18 protein-coding genes and 1 tRNA gene are annotated in these 20,963 nt (G+C 38.9%); 7 read left to right on the top strand and 12 right to left on the bottom strand.

The window, feature by feature from the left end; translation table 11 throughout:
* The first annotated feature begins 263 nt into the window (after positions 1-263).
* Positions 264-1,493, top strand: coding sequence for a hypothetical protein (locus tag H3V01_RS05180; RefSeq protein ID WP_198186169.1), 1,230 nt, complete (start codon positions 264-266; stop codon positions 1,491-1,493).
* 455 nt (positions 1,494-1,948) lie between these two features.
* On the opposite strand, the gene tssH is transcribed toward H3V01_RS05180, so the two are convergent.
* The 9 genes from tssH to recO form a co-directional block, all read right to left on the bottom strand.
* On the bottom strand, positions 1,949-4,639 hold the full coding sequence (tssH, locus tag H3V01_RS05185; RefSeq protein WP_198186170.1) for a type VI secretion system ATPase TssH: 2,691 nt from the start codon (positions 4,637-4,639) through the stop codon (positions 1,949-1,951).
* Positions 4,640-4,700: 61 nt separating this feature from the next.
* Complete coding sequence (locus H3V01_RS05190; protein WP_025330945.1) at positions 4,701-5,186, bottom strand: Hcp family type VI secretion system effector; 486 nt, start codon at positions 5,184-5,186, stop codon at positions 4,701-4,703.
* 34 nt (positions 5,187-5,220) lie between these two features.
* Positions 5,221-6,831 carry an OmpA family protein gene (locus tag H3V01_RS05195; protein WP_025330946.1) on the bottom strand — a complete coding sequence of 537 codons (1,611 nt, stop codon included), beginning with the start codon at positions 6,829-6,831 and terminating at the stop codon, positions 5,221-5,223.
* Positions 6,832-6,839: 8 nt separating this feature from the next.
* Positions 6,840-7,481 carry a DotU family type IV/VI secretion system protein gene (locus H3V01_RS05200; RefSeq protein WP_025330947.1) on the bottom strand — a complete coding sequence of 214 codons (642 nt, stop codon included), beginning with the start codon at positions 7,479-7,481 and terminating at the stop codon, positions 6,840-6,842.
* Entirely contained in the window at positions 7,471-8,814 is a 1,344-nt protein-coding gene (gene tssK, locus H3V01_RS05205) for a type VI secretion system baseplate subunit TssK (RefSeq protein ID WP_096765962.1), read from the bottom strand. The genes H3V01_RS05200 and tssK overlap by 11 nt, the downstream gene beginning before the upstream one ends.
* Before the next feature lie 27 nt (positions 8,815-8,841).
* Positions 8,842-9,105: a PAAR domain-containing protein gene (locus tag H3V01_RS05210; RefSeq protein ID WP_025330949.1), complete on the bottom strand. Its 264-nt coding sequence runs from the start codon at positions 9,103-9,105 to the stop codon at positions 8,842-8,844.
* A gap of 65 nt (positions 9,106-9,170) precedes the next feature.
* The gene (gene tssC, locus H3V01_RS05215) at positions 9,171-10,703 is read right to left on the bottom strand and encodes a type VI secretion system contractile sheath large subunit (protein ID WP_038648915.1); all 1,533 of its coding nucleotides are present in this window, start codon (positions 10,701-10,703) and stop codon (positions 9,171-9,173) included.
* A 21-nt stretch (positions 10,704-10,724) separates the two neighbouring features.
* Positions 10,725-11,228, bottom strand: coding sequence for a type VI secretion system contractile sheath small subunit (gene tssB, locus H3V01_RS05220; RefSeq protein WP_025330951.1), 504 nt, complete (start codon positions 11,226-11,228; stop codon positions 10,725-10,727).
* Positions 11,229-11,805: 577 nt separating this feature from the next.
* Positions 11,806-12,537, bottom strand: coding sequence for a DNA repair protein RecO (recO, locus tag H3V01_RS05225; protein ID WP_198186171.1), 732 nt, complete (start codon positions 12,535-12,537; stop codon positions 11,806-11,808).
* A gap of 179 nt (positions 12,538-12,716) precedes the next feature.
* Between recO and trhP the strand changes: the two genes are divergently transcribed.
* Positions 12,717-14,084: a prephenate-dependent tRNA uridine(34) hydroxylase TrhP gene (gene trhP / locus H3V01_RS05230; protein ID WP_078474241.1), complete on the top strand. Its 1,368-nt coding sequence runs from the start codon at positions 12,717-12,719 to the stop codon at positions 14,082-14,084.
* A gap of 73 nt (positions 14,085-14,157) precedes the next feature.
* On the opposite strand, the gene hemH is transcribed toward trhP, so the two are convergent.
* Together hemH and thiE are read right to left on the bottom strand one after the other, a co-directional pair.
* Positions 14,158-15,165 carry a ferrochelatase gene (gene hemH / locus H3V01_RS05235; RefSeq protein WP_198186172.1) on the bottom strand — a complete coding sequence of 336 codons (1,008 nt, stop codon included), beginning with the start codon at positions 15,163-15,165 and terminating at the stop codon, positions 14,158-14,160.
* Between the two features lie 214 nt (positions 15,166-15,379).
* Positions 15,380-16,006 carry a thiamine phosphate synthase gene (gene thiE, locus H3V01_RS05240; protein WP_037392130.1) on the bottom strand — a complete coding sequence of 209 codons (627 nt, stop codon included), beginning with the start codon at positions 16,004-16,006 and terminating at the stop codon, positions 15,380-15,382.
* Positions 16,007-16,123: 117 nt separating this feature from the next.
* Here thiE and H3V01_RS05245 point away from each other — a divergent pair, with 117 nt between their 5' ends.
* Together H3V01_RS05245 and H3V01_RS05250 are read left to right on the top strand one after the other, a co-directional pair.
* A complete protein-coding gene (locus tag H3V01_RS05245) occupies positions 16,124-17,719 on the top strand; it encodes an inorganic phosphate transporter (protein ID WP_198186173.1) in 1,596 nt (531 codons plus the stop codon).
* Between the two features lie 302 nt (positions 17,720-18,021).
* Positions 18,022-18,999, top strand: a complete 978-nt coding sequence (locus H3V01_RS05250) for a bile acid:sodium symporter family protein (RefSeq protein WP_198186174.1) — start codon at positions 18,022-18,024, stop codon at positions 18,997-18,999.
* Positions 19,000-19,289: 290 nt separating this feature from the next.
* On the opposite strand, the gene H3V01_RS05255 is transcribed toward H3V01_RS05250, so the two are convergent.
* Positions 19,290-19,365 (bottom strand) — tRNA-Thr (locus H3V01_RS05255).
* Positions 19,366-19,933: 568 nt separating this feature from the next.
* Between H3V01_RS05255 and H3V01_RS05260 the strand changes: the two genes are divergently transcribed.
* From H3V01_RS05260 to H3V01_RS05270, 3 genes are all read left to right on the top strand, one after another.
* Complete coding sequence (locus tag H3V01_RS05260; protein ID WP_198186175.1) at positions 19,934-20,224, top strand: RNA polymerase sigma factor; 291 nt, start codon at positions 19,934-19,936, stop codon at positions 20,222-20,224.
* Between the two features lie 62 nt (positions 20,225-20,286).
* The gene (locus H3V01_RS11195) at positions 20,287-20,448 is read left to right on the top strand and encodes a sigma factor-like helix-turn-helix DNA-binding protein (RefSeq protein WP_257012146.1); all 162 of its coding nucleotides are present in this window, start codon (positions 20,287-20,289) and stop codon (positions 20,446-20,448) included.
* 100 nt (positions 20,449-20,548) lie between these two features.
* Positions 20,549-20,881: a carboxymuconolactone decarboxylase family protein gene (locus H3V01_RS05270; protein ID WP_198186177.1), complete on the top strand. Its 333-nt coding sequence runs from the start codon at positions 20,549-20,551 to the stop codon at positions 20,879-20,881.
* The last annotated feature ends 82 nt before the right edge of the window (positions 20,882-20,963 follow it).

The following is a 20,963-nucleotide window of genomic DNA, read 5'->3' on the forward strand; positions in this document are numbered from 1 at the left end:
TTTTACATACTGGCTTTTTTTTCATTGATAAGGTATTTATTATATGTTAATTCAAAAACATAAATCCAGACAGAACTAATCACGACAAGTACACCTTGAGTGAATTTTATAGTCCTATCATAACAAACTACCTACTCATTTGATATATACCAAATTGTCTGCAAATACAGATACCATAAGCTCAACTCAATATATTTGGCAAACATAAGTTAATATATTTGCAAATAAAATAACAAAAAATCAGTTAATTTAAAGGGAATTTTATGGGGTTAAATTTTACAAAAATAATATTAGCATTGACTCTAGCAGGAATAGTTTCAGCATGCAGCCACATAAATGACAATTCACCGGATAAAATGGTGCGTGCTGGTGTCCAGCAAATGATTTTAAAAGATAATCGCTTGAACTTCAGTGGTTCTTTTCAAGGAGAATATCATATTAATCCTAATACAAACAATGAAGATGAAATTTCTTCTGATACATCTGAAATAAACAAAACTAATGAAACACATAAAAAGCTTTTAAATACTGCATCAAAACCACTACCTCAAACAGAAGCAGATGACGACGATGATGATAATGAACCAAAACAAAAAAATTCCCTGGCGCCCTTTTTTGAGCAACTCAGTCAATCTTTTTCTGTACCCTTTACCGGTGCTATAGATATACGAAAAGGGCAAATGGAAATAATTCCGGAAGTTCGTTATGAAAACAAAAATGTACTGGTTTCTTTTAAATTTCCTACCTATATAGACTTCAAAAATCTATCTTTATACACAGATGTTTCTGCTATTACACATTTACTAGATAAAATACCTCATACTAGAATGGTAATTGGTGACAAATATTTACAATTAGCTGTACCAAAATCCCAGATAAAAAACCTGCCTATATCCGATCTGTTAAAAAGCTTACCAAAATTAATTGATGATGGTTATGCAGCAATTGATCGCGATGCATTCAAAAAAGTCAACGTTGATGAGTATGGAAAAACACTGAAAGCAAAGTATCAGGTTAATCTGAATGTAGACTACGCTTTAATGCAGAAAATTGATAATACAATGCTTGAAAGCCTTTCAAAGGCTTTAAAAGAGGCTGCAGACAAAGCTGATCAGAATAGTAAATATAAACCTGAGGATTATGCTGCATTACAAAATATAATTGACGAATTCACTTCTACTTTTAATTCTTATTTTTTTGATGAACATGATTCTGATGACAGCGGTGTTTTTAAAAATCCCTATTTTAGTGTTATAAAGCAATTCAAAAATAATCAAATCCCCATACAATATAATTATTATTTTGATTTAAAAGGAAGAATTATAGGCATCCGTGAACAGCTAGCATTTCCTAAGGAGGTGGAGAGTATAGATGGAACAGTAAAAATAGATACCAAAATCCACCTAAAATACACAACAAACCCTAAATTTACTATGCAGCCACCTACGCCGCAGAATTCAATTAATATAATGTCTCGACCTGAACTCAATTAATTAAAATTCAATTTATCAGTTTCAAGTATTTTTAGCCAGTATACTAAAATTTACTGGCTATTTTATATTGATAATTTTTTTCTTAATGTTATGTCAAAATATGGATAAAGACTGAATTAATCACGCAGGGTATACTTTAACTGATTTTTCTATTGTTATTCATAATAAACTACTCTACACGTTCAATATATAACAAACCGACTGCAAATACATATGCCTAAATGGCTCAGTACACATTTTGGCAAATATAAATTCATCTATTTACAAACAAAATATAAACAAAGAATCTGGGTAATTTTAATTCAAACACAATTTTTATTCGATAATAATTCAATCTGTAGCTGATTAGTTTTAAAGTATAGCCAAATTAAAAACTAATATGCTGATATATGAATAGTAAAAAGGACATATACTTATTTAAATCTGCCCTTTTTACTATATTCGGTGATTAACAGTTATATTGGCTGATTTTCGCTATTTGTTTCAGCTGCCACCTCTTTTATTGGTTCATCACTCAAAGTGATGACTACACCCTGCTCTCCCAAATCAAGCTGGATATAGGCACTATTCTGACCTTGCTGCTTTTCCAGCAATAATTGTCTGGCCAGTTCGGGGACAATTTGCTGCTGCAACATCTGTTCAAAATAGCGTACGCCCAAATCATGACCGGCTGTTGTTTGCGCCAGCGCCGCTACCAGTGTATTACTATACTCACAGGTAACAGCAAACTGAGCTGCAATTTTGGCTGCAATGCGGTCTAGTTGCTGACGGATAATAATCTGCATATCGTCAGCAGATAACGGACGAAAAGCCAGTACATTCATACGCCCGAGCAAAGCAGGAGCAAGAACTTCCCGGATGGGCTGATCGACCAGTTCCAGTCGGGTTGGTAAATCGGCATCAGGAGCATTTTGTAAAGCTTCGCTGCCCAGATTGGATGTCATCAACAGAATGGTGTTTTTGAAGTTGATGATGCGCCCTTCTCCGTCTCGCATAACACCCTGGTCAAATACCTGATAGAAAATATTAAGCACATCCGGATGGGCTTTTTCTATTTCATCTAGCAGTACTACTGAATAAGGACGCTTACGTACTGCTTCAGTAAGGACTCCACCTTTGCCATAGCCCACATATCCCGGAGGCGCACCTTTAAGCTGAGCTACTGTATGTGATTCCTGATATTCAGACATATTGATGGTAATCATTGTATCTTCACTACCAAAAAGTGATCTGGCCAGCGCTTTGGCTGTTCTAGTTTTGCCAACGCCGGATGTACCTGTTAGCAGGAATACACCAAGTGGTTTGTTGGGTTCGCCAAGTCCGGCTTTCTGGGTACGAATATGATTAACAATACTACTAACGCTGTCTTCCTGACCAATTACTTCACTGTTAAGTTGTTCAGATAAGGTCATCAGACGCTCAATTTCATCATCCAGCATGCGACCGGCAGGAATGCCTGTCCATTCACTAATTACACTGGCAATGACTTGCTGATCTACATCCAGGCTAATGTTTTGCTGCAATTGCTGAAAAGACTGATTATGTGTATGCAGATTGCTTTCGTGCTCATCTTTTGTACGCGCATCCAGTACTGCCTGAGCAGCTTCTTGCTCCTGAACAAATTTTTGTTTTTCTTCTTCTATTTCCTGGTCTAATTGCTTTAGCTGCTGCCGGCACTGTTCCATTCTTTCGTTATCTATCTGGTGTCCGAGAAGAATATCCTGTTGCAGACGGTCGATTTCTTCTTGAAGTGCGCTGTGCAGGGAGATTCTTTTAATCAGATTCAGTGGTAATGTTTGCATACCAAGTCTGACTTTAGCTGCAGCGGTATCCAGTAAATCGATGGCTTTATCAGGAAGCTGACGATCCGGTAAATACCGGCGTGACAATGTAACAGCGGCTTTAATCGCATCATCTTTAATATGCACCTGATGATGTTCTGCATAGAGTTTAGCAATACCGCGCAGCATCTGACAGGCTTTTTCATCATCCGGTTCATCTACTTTTACTGGCTGAAAACGGCGCTCAAGAGCAGCATCGGTTTCAAAATATTGTTTGTATTCAGACCAGGTGGTTGCTGCGATAGTGCGCAACTGACCACGGGCAAGTGCAGGTTTGAGTAAGTTGGCTGCATCAGACCCTCCGGCCTGATTACCGGCACCAATAATGGTATGAGCTTCATCTATAAACAGGATGGTTGGTTCAGAAGCATGCTGAATGGCTTCGATTACCGTTTTCAGGCGCTGCTCAAATTCACCTTTCAAGCCGGAACCAGCCTGTAACAGTCCCATATCAAGAGCAAGAATATGGGTATTTTTCAGATGGCTGCCAACTTCGTCATTGGCGATTTTCAATGCCAGCCCTTCAACAAGTGCTGTTTTACCTACTCCCGGTTCGCCAACCAATATTGGATTATTTTTACGCCGTCTGCTCAAAATATCTTCTATCTGGCTGATTTCTTCATCCCGCCCGAAAATTGCATCAATATATCCGTCTCTGGCTCTTTGAGTAAGATCGATGGTAAAGCGCGACAAGGCTTCCTGTTCTGCCGGCGATTGCTTATCCTGTAAGTTACTGGTATTGAGTATATTCTGTGTGGCCGGTGTTTCAGCAGGTTCTGCTGTTTTACTATCGGCATCTATTCTCTTGGTGAAGATCGCATCATTTTCTGTGTTTGCTTCAACTGAGTATTTATCCAGCCATCGTCCTGCTTCAGCCAGTTGTCCTGCTCTGAATATCAGTAACTGCCATAAATCTGTAAGTGTAAAGATGCTAGGAATTTTCTGGATAGCTTCAAGCAAATGCAATGAGCGGACTTCTTCCTGTCCGTGTTCAATAGATGCCAGCATCCATGCCTGCTCTATCCATTTAAGTAATGCGCGTGAAAGCTCAGGTTTCTGAGGTACTCGCTGCCAGGGCAATTTATCCAGTCCGGCCAGCAAATCATCCCACAAACGGTTGACGTTGATTTCGTTCTGGCGCAATAAGAGATTCAGGTCATTATTATCTGTTTCAAGTAATTTGACGAGAAAATGTTCAGGCAATATTTCATGATGACCACGGCTTAAACAGAAGTTAGCAGCCTCATTCAGTGCCCGTGCACAATTTTCATTGAGTTTTCTTAATAATTGCATTGAATCTTTCATTACGGCTCCGGCTAAATACATAAAAAGGCGCACAGATGCGTGCGCCTTGAGTTAATTAAAATTAACGGTTCTCAACCCAGCTGTCGGAATGAACAATATTGCCATCCTTGTAAGCCCAGGTGATTTTTTCGTAACGCAATTCCACTTCTTCAAGATGGTTATAGCGTTCTTTACTGGTTTCTTTAATGTTGTGCATTTTAGGACGCACAGCCACTACTTTCACATTTTCTAGCAGGGTGTTGAAATATTCTTTCTCCTGACCTGCATCGTCAATGCGATACCATTTAAATTCCAGGGACTTAAGGTTCTGACCATTAGTTACTGCTTTGTAAAGATATGGTGAAGAAGCATCATATTCTTTTACAAAGGAAATAGGTTTGTGTACACGAGTACCTGTCAGTTTACCGGTATTGCCGTCAGTAGGAATATAAACTTCGTGATCGAATGCCAATACTTCTACTGAGCCTTCACGATTCTGTACAGTTACAGAGCCTTTAACCTCTGAACCACCGTCATCCTTGATCCATAAATAAGCAGGAATTGCCATATGAATATCCTTTAATTAGTTAATAAATATTACATTAGTCGGTATGATTCATATCAACCAAGGTAATTTCGACACGACGATTTTTACTACGCCCTTGCGGGTCGTCGTTGGTTGCTATGGGTTTGCTATCCCCATATCCCTGTACAGTAAAATGGTCTTCCGGAAAGGTGGATGCACTCACTAGCCAGTCACGTACAGCTTCAGCTCTGTGAAATGACAGAGTTTTGTTGCTGGCAGCATTTCCGGTGTTATCGGTATGACCATCTATTAGTACTCTTTTATTCGGGTTCGCCTGTACCCAGGTTAATACCCCTTGTAAAACCAGTTTGGCATCCGCTTTAAGCTGACTCTGACCTACGTCAAACAATGCTGTGGTATCTAAACGGATAATTTGTTTTTTCTGCTTCTCCATCTGGAAAGAATTTATGTCTTTATTGATAACTGCTAATAATTCGGTAGCATGATATAAACCGAATCCCATTCTTCTGGGTTCACCGAATGTCTTATAGTCCTGTAATGTCTGCTGAATGATTTTTAAATTTTTAATACTGTCCAGACGTTCATTTTCAAGGTGCTGAGGTATCGCTATATATTGCTGATGAGCAGCAATAACTTCCTGCAGCCATTTTTTATTTTGAACAAACGAATACCCAGTACCAATGAGAATGAACAGCAGGAAACAGTCAATTGCGTAACACAGATATTTTGCACCTTTACTTAAATAGTGCTGGCGTACAAAGCTATTCTCAATAACCGGAAAATTTTTCAGACCGTTAACTATAAAAGTATGAACCGGACTAACAAATCCTGTTTTTTCAATTTCAAATTTACGCCAGTCTGCTTGCTGATTAGTATTGAAACTGTTTAACCAGACACATGACATCATATACAGAGAATGACGATATGATTTTTCCGGCAACAAATTTTTAATCACATATTTACTGAGCCATTGCTGATTCAGATAAAGTGTGGATGTGGTTCTATAATCCAGATGTTCCGGCTGTTGGGCATTCAAAGCTGCTCTGCTATCCAGCTGTTTTTGTAAACAGGAAAAATACTCTTGCACATCAGTACGCTCCCTGCAAAGCTGATTACTATTGTTTTCAGGCCAGTAATCAAGATTTTCATTAAGCAGATCGGTATGGATACCCAATGTCAGCGGCAGGCGGCGTTTGTATGAAGCCTGAATGGTTTCGATTTCCTGCCGCCATTGTGAAATACGCTGCTCCAGTGCTGCCACATGAGGATATTTATCTGGATTAAGTATCAAAAATATACCGTTAGCAATTTTATTCTGTTCATCCAGATTCTGATAAATACTGATTAACTGCGCACAGTCTTCGACCCTGATCCACATTGAATCACGCAACAGTCTCCAGCGTTCAGAAGATTCTATCCAATCAGATATATCATCGCCTGCTACGAGAATGATGCGCTGGGATTTAGGTATATTGTATAGACTTACTGCACTTTGCTTGCGAAACCAGAATTGATTCTGATACCACAGAAATCCGCATGCCAGTACTATGAGTATACTGAGGCATATTTTGATTACCCAGTATATATCCCAAATTTGCCAGATAAAATATAGCGACAGGCAAACAATCCAGACAAGCAGTAATGTGTAATAAATGCGTTTACTCATTTGGTACCTTATCCAATACTGGCAACCAGATTACTGAGATATTTATTAAGCACCAGATATATAACTATTGTGAACACCAGAAAAGCTAAACACCAGCTCACTGTTGAAAAAGACCGTATAGTAATCGGGCGCAATTTTCGATCAGTCTGAAGAGAAGGAATAATTATTTCAGGCAGATGCGAATCAATTTTGGTGATGAGTTCATTACGAGCATGTGTTTCTTCGAATAAATATTTACCATTAAATCCAAGAGCAAATACCAGCTGCCAGACACTTAACAGCCAGAATGACGGATCCGGTTTATGCAATTCAGTCTGAATATCTTCAAATAATTGTATACCGGCATCATATTCACCAAATTGGGATACCTGTAACGGGCTGCTTTCCCAAATTGATTTACTTTTGCTGTCCAAAAAGCGTAATGCAAGCTCGTCAACAAGTGCAAACAATGCATACTTTATCTGTTTTCGCACATGCTCAGGCAGGTGATTTTCACTCAGTTTCTGATCAAACTCTGAAACAAAATGAATAGCAAGCAACTGCACTTCATCCATATCCTGAATGGCATGCCCCATGCTTAAGCGCGTTACAAATAAAATATAATTACGTAAATTTTCCCGTACGTAATCTGGAATTTCGTTATTCTTCATTTGGCACCGCATATAATTCGATATTTAATCCATCAAATGAATTAGGTGAATAAATACAGCATGATCTGGCTGCTATCATGGCTTTAAAGCCCGGGTGCGACTTATCTAATGCAAAATAGGTAGCTTCTGAACGCATGGGTAACGCGCTGGGTAAACGCTGCATCATTCTTAATGGAATACCATTGGATGCTGACGGCAGAATTCGCTCAACATCATCAGGCGAACCAATCTTACATAGTTTCGGAAAGCGTTCCTGAAGTTCATATAACGGAACACTGGCACGAACGGAAATATAGTAATCTGTGTTTTCATCCAGACGTGCATCTAACAGATGACCAATCCATCGGGTATTACCAACTTTTTCAAGATCCACCAGTACCAGTACTGTAGGTATAACAGTATCCAGCAGCTCTATAAGCATTTCATTTAACCGGATGAATGTTGTACCTAAATTAAACGGATCGTATTGCGGTATGTCTTTGATACTGGATTCAATTGAAAACGACAGCAGACTTCCAACCAAACGTGCCAGTAAAATGTAGTAGTTTTCTGGTGCAATATTTTTATGTGTTTGTAACAGCACCATTTCCGGTATAGACTGATTGAGTATGTTCAGCAACCAGAATAATGAAATATCAGATACAAGAAAGTCTGCTGATTGCTGATTACGTTCTTTTCGTAATGAACCAAGACGCTGACTTTTATTAAGCAGAATTTGTATCTGTCTTGACAGCATCTCCATTAGAAAAATATTGCTGCCAATAAAGAATACTGGCGGTATGTATTGTGCATCAAGCTGCCAGATATTATTTTGATTTTTAATCAGACGAAGAATGGGTATTGCCAAAAAATTCTGACGGTTTTCATGAGAGAATTTCAGGCTGAAATTTAATCTTTTTTCTGCAATTTCTGTTTGCTGGCTACCGTAAAGATCAGTAACCGAAACAAATTGTTTAGAAAATCGTAATGGTGCATTACTGCTGTTTTCAAGCAGATTACTGCCTACGGTATTTAGTTCAGGTAATGTTAAGTATACTGTTGTTTCGAGTATGTCATCCGGTAATTGTGACAAATCACGGGCAGGTGGCAGAAACTGCATTTGCTGTGAATCAAACCAAGTACCATCCTGAAATGATACTGCACAATCCGATAATTTAAGCTTTTTCAGAGCGAGACTATTAGTGTCTATTTCCATACGCATTACGCCCCATGGCATAATTCGCGTACACTGCATTATGCTAAAGGCATTTGCCTGTTGCAGTAATTCCTGTTGCTGGAAAATTTGTGGCAGCAGTAAGGTACCTTCGTACCAAATCGGATTGATGATTTTCAACTTACAACCTGTTCTAAATTAGATAGATTATTCACATTTAGCTAATGATTGTTTGGATAACAATCGAGCACCGCAGCTGGTTTTCATGTTTTCGAGAACCATAAGACGCCCCTTTACTGTTAGCTTGGGATCACCTTCTACAATGTAATGAGTACCACTACATTTCGGACAACTAACTTTATCGCCTTTACGTGCTACCGGTCTTCCTTCAATTTTTGCGATAGGATCACCTTCAAGTACTACCCCACCATGGGTAGTGGTATCTCCCTTACAAATAATAGCGCGTGACATTTAGCAATCCTTTATTGTTATCTACCGATAGGGAACTATCGGTAGATTTTCTCGCTTATACCGGATTATTTTTTAGCTTTTGGCATTTGAGATACTAATGAAAGATTAATATCCATACCTTCAATCTGGAAGTGCGGAATGACAAATAGTTTAATTTTGAAGAAACCCGGATTATCTTCAATATCTTCTACTACTACTTTTGCCTGACGTAACGGATGTGAAGCCTGCAGCTCATCACTTGGATCAGTCATTTCTGTAACCAGATTCTGTATCCAGTTATTCATTTCCACTTCCAGAACACGCCGGTCTTTTGTCATACCGATATTTTCGCGCTGAATCAGTTTCAGATAATGAGCCAGACGTGACAGCAGGAAAATATAAGGAAGACGTGAATTGATACGGCTATTGGCTGTCGCCTCTTTAGTATCGTACAGGGCTGGTTTTTGTGTTGAATTTGCAGAGAAGAAACATGCAAAATCATGATTTTTGTAGAACGATAATGGCACAAAACCCAGATTGGCAAATTCAAATTCACGTGTTTCAGGAATTAATACTTCCGTCGGAATTTTCATTTGTGCGCCGGAACCCAGATCATATAAATGAATCGGCAGGTTTTCAATCAGTCCACCAGCCTGCGGGCCACGAATCTGAACACACCAGCCATTCTTAATAAAGCTTCTTACCATGTTGGCTGCAAATGCAAAGGTGGCATTAGCCCACAAGTAACGATTGTGATCAGGACCTTTAACTTCTTCACTGTAATTGAAACTGCGTACCGGTACTGTTTCACTGCCATAAGGCAAACGTGCCAGAAAGCGCGGTAAAGTAAGGCCGATATAGCGGGCATCATCAGTATTGCGGAAGCTGTTCCATTTGATGTATTCAGCACGGTCAAAGTAGTTGCCGATATCTTTGATTGAGGCAACTTCTTCCATTGTTTCTTTACCAAAGAATTGAGGACCTACAGAACCAATAAATGGCATATGTGCAGCAGCGGAAACTTTTGAAATATTTCTGAGCAGCTCAATGTCCTGAGGGGAACGGTCAAATTCATAAGCCGAAATGATTGAGGCAAAAGGCTGTCCGCCCGGGGTATCATATTCGTTGATGTAAGTATGGCTATACAGACCGCTTTGGATGACTTCTGGTGAGTCTTCAAAATCCCGAATCAGAGCATCTTTAGAAACATCAAGTACATCAATTTTGACATTCTGACGGAAATCGGTACGGTCTACTAAAAATTTCAGACCACGCCATGTACCTTCAATTGCCTGAAATTCAGGATGGTGAAGAATATTATCTAACTGATTGCTGATTAATTTGTCCAGCTTAGCAATATGGAAATCCAGTAAGGATTTATCCAGTCTGTCTACAGTTTGGGCACTGTCCTGAATCATTTTCAGGAATACGTTGATTGCTACTGAGATACGTTCATTGGTAGCAGATTCAGATAATGCTGTATTATTGGTGTAATGGTCAAAAGTCGGAGCTGTAGAGACGGTATTCAGATTTATTTTATCAAATAATGATTCATAAACAGACTGTTGAACAGCATTTTCTTTTTTAACGGAACCAGCATTCTGCATATTTTTTTGCATACTAATTTTCCTCTGCGGTATTTATTCTTTAGAAATGATTGGTGAGATTGCTTCAAGTTCTTTGCGCAACTCATCAGAAAGATTTTTGTCCTGCAGAATTTTTTCCAGTTCTTTGCGTAAAACTGCATTGTCCAGAATATTGGACTTCAAATCTCTCAGCAGATTTCGCATAGCTAGCAGCGATTTCAGTTCAGGTACTTGCTGAACAATCTGTTCAGGATGAAAATCTTTCATTGATTTGAATTCAAGATTCACAGGAATTTCGGAATTATCATCAGCCAGAGCATTTGGAACAGACAGTTTTACGGCTGGATTCATTTCAGCAAGCACTGCATCAAAGTTGTTTTTATTAATTGAAACTTTTTCACGTTCTGCCAGCGGAGTATCGCTTTCTTTGAAGCTGAAATCGCCAGCCACTAATAAACGCAAAGGTAATTCAACTTGTTTTTTAGCGCCTCCTGTATGTAAATCCAGTTTAATATTGACACGTGCTGGTGGTACTTCGTTCTGAAAACTTTCTGACATGATTACTCCTTGTTGAAATTTGAATACTGATAATAAAATCAGAGTCATTGCATTACTGCGTTTTGATACGGAATATATAGCAAAATGAAAATTTTCAATAAATTTTGTTTTAAAAATTTAATAATAATTAAGTTACAACAGCTTAAAATTAATTGAAAGTTAAATTAAATTGTATTCTGCCCATATATACATGTTTTAACTTATTTTGACTTATTTTGGTTACCAAGTAAATAATTTTATAAAATTTAATGCTATATTGATTATAAAAATCATATCACCTGTCGTTTATTAACAAATTTTTCCATAGATTTTATCTATTTTAAAATTGGTTAAATATTAGCCATAATAAATATTAGATTTTGAAAAATTATAATTATTAATTTAATTAGATATATATAAATAATTATTTTCTAAATGAATATAATATTTAGCTGATAATATTCTGAACATTTTTTATTCAATTCAACTAAACAAAACACGATTATTTTATTGATCATAAAATAAAATTTTATAGAAAAAAACTATAATCTAATTGTGATTTCATTTTTTTTATTTTTCAAACCTGGTTTCTTTATTCCTATAAGGTATATTGCTGCAATTGTTTTAATACTCGCCGGCTAAGGATACCTTCAGGCAGACGAAAGTCCAGAAGCATACGTGTCAGTCGTATGGCCTCGGTATGCCATTCAGGCTGTTCAGCTAGTGAGCGGTTATTTAATGCATTAAGAGTGTGCCCGTGAACAACAATACCATTTTCCTGCACTGACATCTGTGCCTGCATCAATAAAACAGGGGCATGTTCGGCGCGCAGCCAGTAGCGTTCATGATTAATGATCTCCTCCCCCTGACTATCCTGACTAATATCAGGAGCAATACCTAAAGCACGCAGTAATGACCACTCAAAATAACGCAGTGCAGATAAGTGTTCACCGTTTGAAATATGTTGTAGTACGGTATGTAGTGCCGCGTGAACATCAGGTAACGGATCCTCCCGGGCTGTTAGTTTTAGTACCAGCTCATTTACATACATGGCACTGAATAACGCCTGATTCTGAGGCTGAGGCCAGCCGCCTATCCATTCTGCCCGGTGCAGAGTTTTCAATTCATTATTCCCATACCAGGATAGCTGTAGCGGCACAAAAGGAACGAGTACACCTCGCAATTCACTTTGCCGGCGCCTCGCACTGCGCGCCAGCATCACTACTCTGCCATAATCCCGGGAAAATACTTCAATTTGCAGACTGCTTTCACTCCATGGACGGGAGGTAAGCAAGAAAGCAGGTTGATGATTGATGCGATTATTAGACATAGCCGTTTTATGTCAGATGTAGATTTTTCAATTATAGCTGGTTATGGCATGCAATTGACCATGTTCAGGAAAAAGCGGATAATTCTATTAACAATATAGACTATATTTTTCAGGCAGCCGGCTATTTCAAAGCCGGCTGCCTGAATGTATTCGAAATAATCAGGAAAGTTTAAATACCCATGAAAGCACCAGAATTATTATTGCCCGCTGGTGGACTGGAGCGGATGCGCACAGCCTTTGATTATGGCGCAGATGCTGTTTATGCCGGCACACCGCGTTATTCTCTGCGCGCACGTAATAATGAATTTGCACATCTGCCAGTACTGGAACAGGGTATTACTGAAGCACATGCACGCGGAAAGAAATTTTTTCTGGCAAGTAATATTTTGCCACATAACGCAAAATTGAAAACTTACTTGGCCGATATGGAACCGATTATAGCTATGCAGCCAGACGCGCTGATTATGGCTGATCCGGGTCTTATTATGAAAGTGCGTGAAAAATGGCCGGAAATACCGATTCATTTATCCGTTCAGGCTAATACCACCAATGCATGGGGTGTACAGTTTTGGCAGAGTATCGGCATAGAACGTATTATTCTGTCGCGCGAACTTAGTATTAATGAAATTGCCGAAATTAGGCAGCAATGCCCGGATATTGAGCTGGAAGTATTCGTTCACGGAGCTTTGTGTATTGCCTATTCAGGCCGCTGCCTGCTTTCCGGTTATTTTAATCATCGTGATCCTAATCAGGGTACTTGTACTAATGCTTGCCGCTGGGATTATAAAGTACATAATACGGCTGATAGCGACAGCGGCGATGCTCAATTATTACCCGATTTTGACTTTAATCAGGCGAAAAGTCTGGCTGATAATGCATTATATGGCTTAAATGACCAGCAACGTCACCCGCTTGCAAATAAAGTCTATCTGATTGAAGAAGCAAACCGGCCTGGTGATATGATGCCCATAATGGAAGATGAGCATGGCACCTATATCATGAATTCCAAAGATTTACGTGCAGTAGAACAAGTCGCCAAACTGGCAGAAATCGGTGTAGATTCTTTAAAAGTTGAAGGCCGGACTAAATCAGTCTATTACGTAGCGCGGGCAGCGCAGGTATACCGGCGTGCTATTGATGATGCAGTTGCAGGTAAACCTTTTGATTATAGCCTACTGGCAGAACTCGAAGGATTGGCCAACCGGGGTTATACAACTGGTTTTCTGGAACGGCATCAGACACAAGAGTACCAGAATTACCTTTCCGGACATTCTTTATCAAAACAAAGTCAGTATGTAGGCAAAGTTACGGCTGTTGATTCTGAAGGATGGGCAACCATTGAGGTAAAAAATAAATTCAGCCTTGGTGACCAGCTGGAAATTATTCATCCGGGCGGTAATCAGATTATCCGCCTTGAAGCAATGACACGTAAGGGCTATCCGGTAGAAGTAGCTTCCGGAAACGGAATTGAAGTAAAAATTCCACAGATGCTCGGCAAAGATAATGCACTGATTGCACGAATTATTCCCCAGGCAGAAGCTAATTAAATAAGCTGCTGAAAAAGCCATAGTGATATTACACTATGGCTTTTTTATTATCCGTTTCTGATATTTGTGTACTTTACAGCCAGCCTTGTAAATGCTGCTTCACAAGCGGAGCCAGTATTTCAACCCATTCATGCTCACTATTCATACAGGGAATGTACTGAAACTGTTTTCCGCCATGCGCCAGAAAGTCTGCTTTACCACGAATATTGATTTCTTCAAGTGTTTCCAGACAATCGGTAACAAAACCCGGACATACGACATCAAGTCTGCTGATTCCGGTCTTAGGAAGCTGGATAAGCAAATCCTGAGTACTTGGTCCGACCCAGGGTGCATAGCCAAAGCGGCTCTGAAATGCCAGCCGGTATTCATCTGCTTGCAGCCCAAGCTCTTCAGTAAGTAAACGGGTCGTGGTTTTACAATGCTCTACATAACTATCGCCAGCCTGATGCTGAGCCTCTGGTATACCATGAAAGCTTATTAATAAACACTGTCCTCTGTCATGCTTTTGCCAGTATGTCTGAATATGTCTGGCCAGTGTTTTTATATAATTGTCATCTGCATAAAAGCTGGTGATACTTCGTACTGCCATTTGTACACGTTGCTTAAGCATTACCCGCCATACCTGATCCAGTGCAGCACCACTACTGGAACCCGCATATTGCGGATACAACGGCAACACCAGCAAATTCTGCACGCCAAGCTGTTTCATTTCCTGCATAACATTAACTACGCTGGGCTGTCCGTAGGTCATAGCAAAACGGGTAATAACACCGTCTGGCATAGCACTGGCTAAAGAAGTGCTAAGCAGTTGTGTTCCGGTCAATAAAGGGGAGCCGTCTTCCTGCCAGATGGTGCTGTATGCGTGGGCACTTTTACGCCCGCGAACAGGCAAAATAATCCCGCATAGTATTAACTGCCATAAAAAACGCGGTAATTCGACTACACGCTGGTCGGATAAAAATTCGCGTAAATACGGTCGTACAGCCTGAGGTGCAGGTGCAGCAGGTGTACCGAGATTCAGCAATAAAACACCAATTGCCGGTTTAGAAGTTTTTGGTTCAGAAAGAAAAATTTTTGACATAATATTTGGCAGCAATCAATTATCAGTCAATCAGATAAAAGTACTGCGAGTATAGCCTATATCTTCTGCTTGTTAGCAATTTCACCAGTTATATACTTTACTGACATCAGGCATTACCTCTGCAACAGACCTGATGCAGCGATTATCTGTGCTTAACCTAATCCCCTGCTCACCCAGATAAAACTACTTTAGTTTACAAAAGACTGGTAAATCTTTATTTATCCCAAAGCGCCTGAAAGGCTTTTACTACTTTTTCAGGATCAGCTGATTCAGTAACAGCACGAACTACAGCCAGAGAGCTTACGCCGGTAGCCAGTACATCGCGTGCATTATTTAAATCAATTCCACCAATAGCAACTGTAGGTGTATTTCCGGCTTGAATCACGTATTGCTTTAATTTGTCCAGTCCCTGAGGTTCAGTAGGCATAGTTTTGGTTGTAGTAGGAAAAATTGCCCCGCAGGCTACATAGCTTGGCTTTACTGCTAATGCTTTACTCAGTTCTGCTGGGGAATGTGTACTTACTCCCAGCCTTAAGCCTGAACTCTGAATCATCACTAAATCAGCACTGTCCAGATCTTCCTGTCCGAGATGCACTCCATACGCACCGCAATCTACAGCTTCCCACCAGAAATCATTGATAAATAGTTGTGTAGGTGTATCTTTTGCATAAGCGACACTGCGTTGAATTTCACGGTACAATGCTGAACCAATCAGAGTTTTATTACGCAGCTGCACAGTATTGGCCCCTGCATCGACCATCCGCGCTACCCAATCCGCAGTAGGAACAACAGTATAGAATTTCAGCGGAGCAACTATAGGTAAAAACGAATTTGCATACATAAAATATTCCTTTTGAAATAAAAATCTTTATAATGATAGTTTTTTCACGCAGCACTGCATACACACAATAATGTTTGCGGATGTCTGTACTGAATTTTCCACTTTTACAAATATATTATGGCCTCAGACGCATCCTCTGTTCGCTCTCCCCTGATCACCCGGGTTAATTATACTTTTGCTGCATTATTATTCGGCACAATTGCATACTTTATTTATTGGGGGCTTGGATATACCAACCATCATTCTCCATTATTATTTGTTATTGCCACTCTGTTTGGCGCCTTCATGGCATTTAACATCGGTGGCAATGATGTTGCCAACTCCTTTGGTACCAGTGTAGGCGCCGGAACCCTTACAATACCGCAGGCATTGGGTATAGCGGCTGTTTTTGAGGTTTCTGGTGCGGTCATTGCCGGCGGCGAAGTAACAAAAACAATTCGTCACGGCATTATAGACCTTGGTGCCATGCATTTAACACCTTCACAATGCATTAATGTCATGCTGGCAGCATTACTGGCGGCGGCAATCTGGTTGTTAATTGCTTCCAAAAAAGGTTTACCGGTTTCAACAACACACTCGCTGATAGGCGGACTGGTGGGTGGCGGATTGTGTCTGGGGTATCTGATAACGGGTAATGGCAGCGCTTTGGATTTAATTCAATGGGACAAAATGGGAGAAATTGGTCTGTCCTGGATTATCTCACCTGTTTTAGGAGGTGCCTTTTCTTATATCCTGTTCAGCCAGATAAAAAAGCATGTACTGGACTACAACGACCGAATGGTTATAGCACTGAAAGAAATTAAGCAGGAAAAAAAAGCATATAAAGAAAAACACAAAATCTGGTTTGAAAAACTAAGTGAAACCGAAAAAATTCGCATTTCCTCTGCTATAGCCCGTGACGCCGAAAATTACAGTGATCCTGATTATAGCGTCGAAGAGCTCGAATCAGATTACTATAAAGGTCTGGCAGATATCGAAAGCCGTAAAAATAACATCGACGCATTTAAGGCACTGCATAGCTGGGTACCCTTAATTTCAGCCTGTGGCGGCATGATGATTACCGCTATGATGTTATTTAAAGGGCTGACTAATCTGCATCTTGGTTTATCTGTGATTACCAATTTCCTGTTAATCATCATGATTGGCGCATTAATCTGGATGGCCACATTCATTTACGCCAAAACCTTAAGGCGCAAAGATTTAAGCAAATCAACCTTTCTGATGTTCAGCTGGATGCAGGTATTTACGGCTGCCGGCTTTGCTTTCAGTCACGGCGCTAATGATATTTCCAATGCGGTTGGCCCGTTTGCCGCCATTATGGATATTATCCGTACCGGTGATATTGGTATAGATGCCAATGCCATGATTCCGGCTCCAGTGATGATAACATTTGGTGTGGCACTGATTGTTGGTTTATGGTTTATCGGCAAAGAAGTAATCCAGACTGTTGGTACCAATCTGGCCAAAATGCATCCTGCATCCGGCTTCACAGCAGAGCTTTCCTCTGCAGCTATTGTGATGCTGGCTACACTGATGGGGCTGCCGGTATCCAGTACACATATTCTGGTTGGTGCCGTTCTGGGTATCGGACTGGTTAACCGTAATGCTAACTGGAAATTGATGAAACCAATTGCACTGGCCTGGGTGATTACCCTGCCCTCTGCTGCAGTTTTATCTGTATTGATATTTTTGGGACTCAACTCATTTTTTTAAATTAACAATTATCATAATGAAACCGGATAAATATGCTTATCCGGTTTTATTATGACTAAAGCGATTGTCTAAAGTAAATTTTCAAAGATTTTATAAAATAAATTTACCCTGATTTGAATGACACTACAAATAGTCGTTATTAAATTTCTTTTAATACTTTTTTTCCAGATTTCTTAAATTTAAAAAGTAATTTTAAAATCAGATTAAATTTTTTTAACTTAATCACCGGCTGTTTTTTTCTGAACCATTTAAGCTAAAATGATGACTTTTGTCACAAACTCAGCACAAACTGATTGTTGCCAATGAATAACCTGCTAAAAAAATTTTATATAGATCCCTTTTTGCTGGCAATGCTGACTGTTGTAGGTACAGCTACTGTTTTGCCTTGTCAGGGCAGCACAAAAACATTCTTTAGCTATCTGACCACAGTTGCCATTGCCTTACTATTTTTTATGCATGGTGCAAAGCTATCACGGCAGGCGATTACAGAAGGTATCAGACACTGGCGATTACATTTAGTTGTATTTTGCAGCACATTTATTGTATTTCCGCTAATCGGTTTAGGTTTGCGTATTCTGGTTCCCCACTGGCTCTCTCCCGAACTGTATCTGGGCTTTCTGTATTTGTGCGCATTACCGGCTACAGTACAGTCCGCAATTGCTTTTACTTCTGTTGCCGGCGGAAATGTTGCAGCAGCAGTTTGCAGTGCATCTGCTTCCAGCATTCTGGGCGTTTTCCTGTCACCTATACTGGTTGGTCTAATGATGCCCACCAGTGGCAATAGTGTCGACACAACAGCTGCTATCGAATCGATTTTATTACAACTAATGCTGCCATTTGTTTTAGGCCATTTGGCCAGGCCATTAATTGCAAATTGGATTCATAAACATAAAGTATGGATAAACCGTACTGACCGGGGCTCGATTCTTTTAGTCGTTTATGTAGCATTCAGTGATGCTGTTGTTGAAGGACTATGGCACAAAGTTAATCTAGGCTCAATTGGTATGATTGTGATTCTGAGTCTGTTGATTCTGTTTCTGGTTATCAGCATTAATACACTGGTTGCCCGTTCATTGGGCTTTAACCGTGCTGATGAAATTACTATTGTCTTTTGCGGCTCCAAGAAAAGTCTGGCAAATGGCGTACCCATGGCCAATGTACTCTTTCCTGCCAGTATAGTAGGCATTATGTTATTACCACTGATGATTTTTCATCAGTTACAACTTATGATCTGTGCAGTACTGGCGCAACGCTATGCACGTTTGAATAAAACGGAATAGATTACCTTCGAGTGTAGGTTTTATTTCTAATAAAGCTTACTATTTGGTTTTTTATAATCTCTATATCATAGTGCCAGCAATAAAATTTCTGGCACTTAATCTATTTACATCAAATCATTCAATAATGTTGCAAATATGGTATTTACTAGATTTTGATACAATGGCATAAATCAAAAATATAGGTATACCATAAGCTGAAACAATTAGGTTTAAAAGTAGCTGCTGTGAATAGACTGGTAGTCACGAGTTAGGGACAAAATATTTTTAACTAATTAATTTATTTTATCTTATGGTGCCAGTAATAGGAATCGAACCTACGACCTTCGCGTTACGAGTGCGCTGCTCTACCAACTGAGCTATACTGGCTTCCAATTCAGAATACTCTGAATGGCGCGCAGTATAGCATAATCGCTTTATACTCACCATTGCTATCCAATTTTATTTATTTATTAATATAATATTTTGGTCATAAATATAATATCTGTTTAATTAAGCCTTAAGTTATTTCTGCGCTTTATACGTGAATTTTTTAATCGGGCTTTTAATAATTGAATTGAATATTAAAAATATTCGGATTTTATCTAAAATAATTTATATTTTATTTTCTTCTTCGAGATTAATTTTTGTATCTCAATAAATTAATAGAAGATTTAAAAATTGATTTAGCCGCATTTCGGTCAAACCACATAATCAATTATCTTCTCTTAAATTTATTTTTAAACAGATATTTATAAAAAAAATTTTAATAATCAATGTTCTTTCAATATTAGATTTTTCTAATTCAGCTTGACTAATAAACTTTGTTCTACAAATTTAATCAAATATTTTGAATCCATTCTGTATATTTAGCACTCTATTCAGATGTGTTGATAAAAATAGATATTTATTCAGGCTTATTCAGTATTAATTTTAAGCCGGATGCAGTGGATAAAAAATGAAACAAAACAGAGAGCAACTTATTAAATGTGCCTGTCTGGGTGATGCACATGCACTTAATCAGTTATTGTTAGTATATCAGCCAGACATCAGAAGATTTGCCAGACGAACATGTTCTACAACAGAAGATGTTGAAGATGCTGTGCAATTCACATTATGGCAGTTACATAGAAAAATCGGTATGCTGAAAACTATCTCTTCTTTTACAAGTTGGTTATTTCGAATTATAGAACGAGAATGTTATCGTTTATTTAAAGTCAGACAATCCAAAACATTGAAGGCCGGGTAGATATTGATGAGCTGTCTGCATCTTCTGCAGATATCGATCTTAAAATAGATCTAACTAATGCAATTATTTCTTTACCTTTGATTTACCGGCAGGTGTTGATTTTGCGGGATATTCAGGAGTACTCCACGCCGGAAGTAGCTGAAAAGCTTGGCATCACAGTTGAAGCAGTTAAAAGTCGCTTATACCGTGCCAGATTAATGGTAAAAGAAAAAATTAATTTATAAAAAATTTAAATTCAATAATTTATAAACAACATAATAGCTTTGTTCTTTTCGTAGAGAATTTATCAGGAATGTTAGTTTTACGTTTAAACTGGGAGATAAAATGACTAATCAATATCAATCAAGCAATGATTTTAAATACACTACTGCATTATTAAAATATGCACCCGAAGAAACACAGGCATTTATAGATTTTGACCATAAAACCATCAAACGCAGAGAAGGAAATATTCCGATAAAAACAAGAGAGTTAATTGCTTTAGCTGTAGCACTCACTACACAATGCGCATATTGTATTGATGTTCATATTAAAGGAGCAAAACAAGCAGGAGTAAGTGAAGAAGAATTAGCAGAATTAATTTCAATTTCAGCTTCTGTAAAAGCAGGCGCAACCATGGCACATGGTTTGCTGGCAATGCGTTTATTTGAGCAATAAAATAGTTGATTTAGTAAAACAATAATAAATACTTATGTATATACCTTGTAGGAGCAGCTATTTAAATTTTCTGGATTTGTAA

The sequence above is a fragment of the Snodgrassella sp. M0351 genome (assembly GCF_016100575.1).
Lineage (GTDB): Bacteria > Pseudomonadota > Gammaproteobacteria > Burkholderiales > Neisseriaceae > Snodgrassella > Snodgrassella alvi.

Bases quoted from the DNA above. Each gene is read 5' to 3' on its own strand.
- H3V01_RS05195 (WP_025330946.1), bottom strand. From the start codon at position 6,831: ATGAGTAAACGCATTTATTACACATTACTGCTTGTCTGGATTGTTTGC.
- thiE (WP_037392130.1), bottom strand. From the start codon at position 16,006: ATGTATGCAAATTCGTTTTTACCTATAGTTGCTCCGCTGAAATTCTAT.
- H3V01_RS05210 (WP_025330949.1), bottom strand. From the start codon at position 9,105: ATGTCACGCGCTATTATTTGTAAGGGAGATACCACTACCCATGGTGGG.
- H3V01_RS05250 (WP_198186174.1), top strand. From the start codon at position 18,022: ATGAATAACCTGCTAAAAAAATTTTATATAGATCCCTTTTTGCTGGCA.
- H3V01_RS05200 (WP_025330947.1), bottom strand. From the start codon at position 7,481: ATGAAGAATAACGAAATTCCAGATTACGTACGGGAAAATTTACGTAAT.
- hemH (WP_198186172.1), bottom strand. From the start codon at position 15,165: ATGTCAAAAATTTTTCTTTCTGAACCAAAAACTTCTAAACCGGCAATT.
- tssB (WP_025330951.1), bottom strand. From the start codon at position 11,228: ATGTCAGAAAGTTTTCAGAACGAAGTACCACCAGCACGTGTCAATATT.
- tssC (WP_038648915.1), bottom strand. From the start codon at position 10,703: ATGCAAAAAAATATGCAGAATGCTGGTTCCGTTAAAAAAGAAAATGCT.
- H3V01_RS05270 (WP_198186177.1), top strand. From the start codon at position 20,549: ATGACTAATCAATATCAATCAAGCAATGATTTTAAATACACTACTGCA.
- H3V01_RS05180 (WP_198186169.1), top strand. From the start codon at position 264: ATGGGGTTAAATTTTACAAAAATAATATTAGCATTGACTCTAGCAGGA.
- H3V01_RS05260 (WP_198186175.1), top strand. From the start codon at position 19,934: ATGAAACAAAACAGAGAGCAACTTATTAAATGTGCCTGTCTGGGTGAT.
- H3V01_RS05190 (WP_025330945.1), bottom strand. From the start codon at position 5,186: ATGGCAATTCCTGCTTATTTATGGATCAAGGATGACGGTGGTTCAGAG.
- H3V01_RS05245 (WP_198186173.1), top strand. From the start codon at position 16,124: ATGGCCTCAGACGCATCCTCTGTTCGCTCTCCCCTGATCACCCGGGTT.
- tssH (WP_198186170.1), bottom strand. From the start codon at position 4,639: ATGAAAGATTCAATGCAATTATTAAGAAAACTCAATGAAAATTGTGCA.
- trhP (WP_078474241.1), top strand. From the start codon at position 12,717: ATGAAAGCACCAGAATTATTATTGCCCGCTGGTGGACTGGAGCGGATG.
- recO (WP_198186171.1), bottom strand. From the start codon at position 12,537: ATGTCTAATAATCGCATCAATCATCAACCTGCTTTCTTGCTTACCTCC.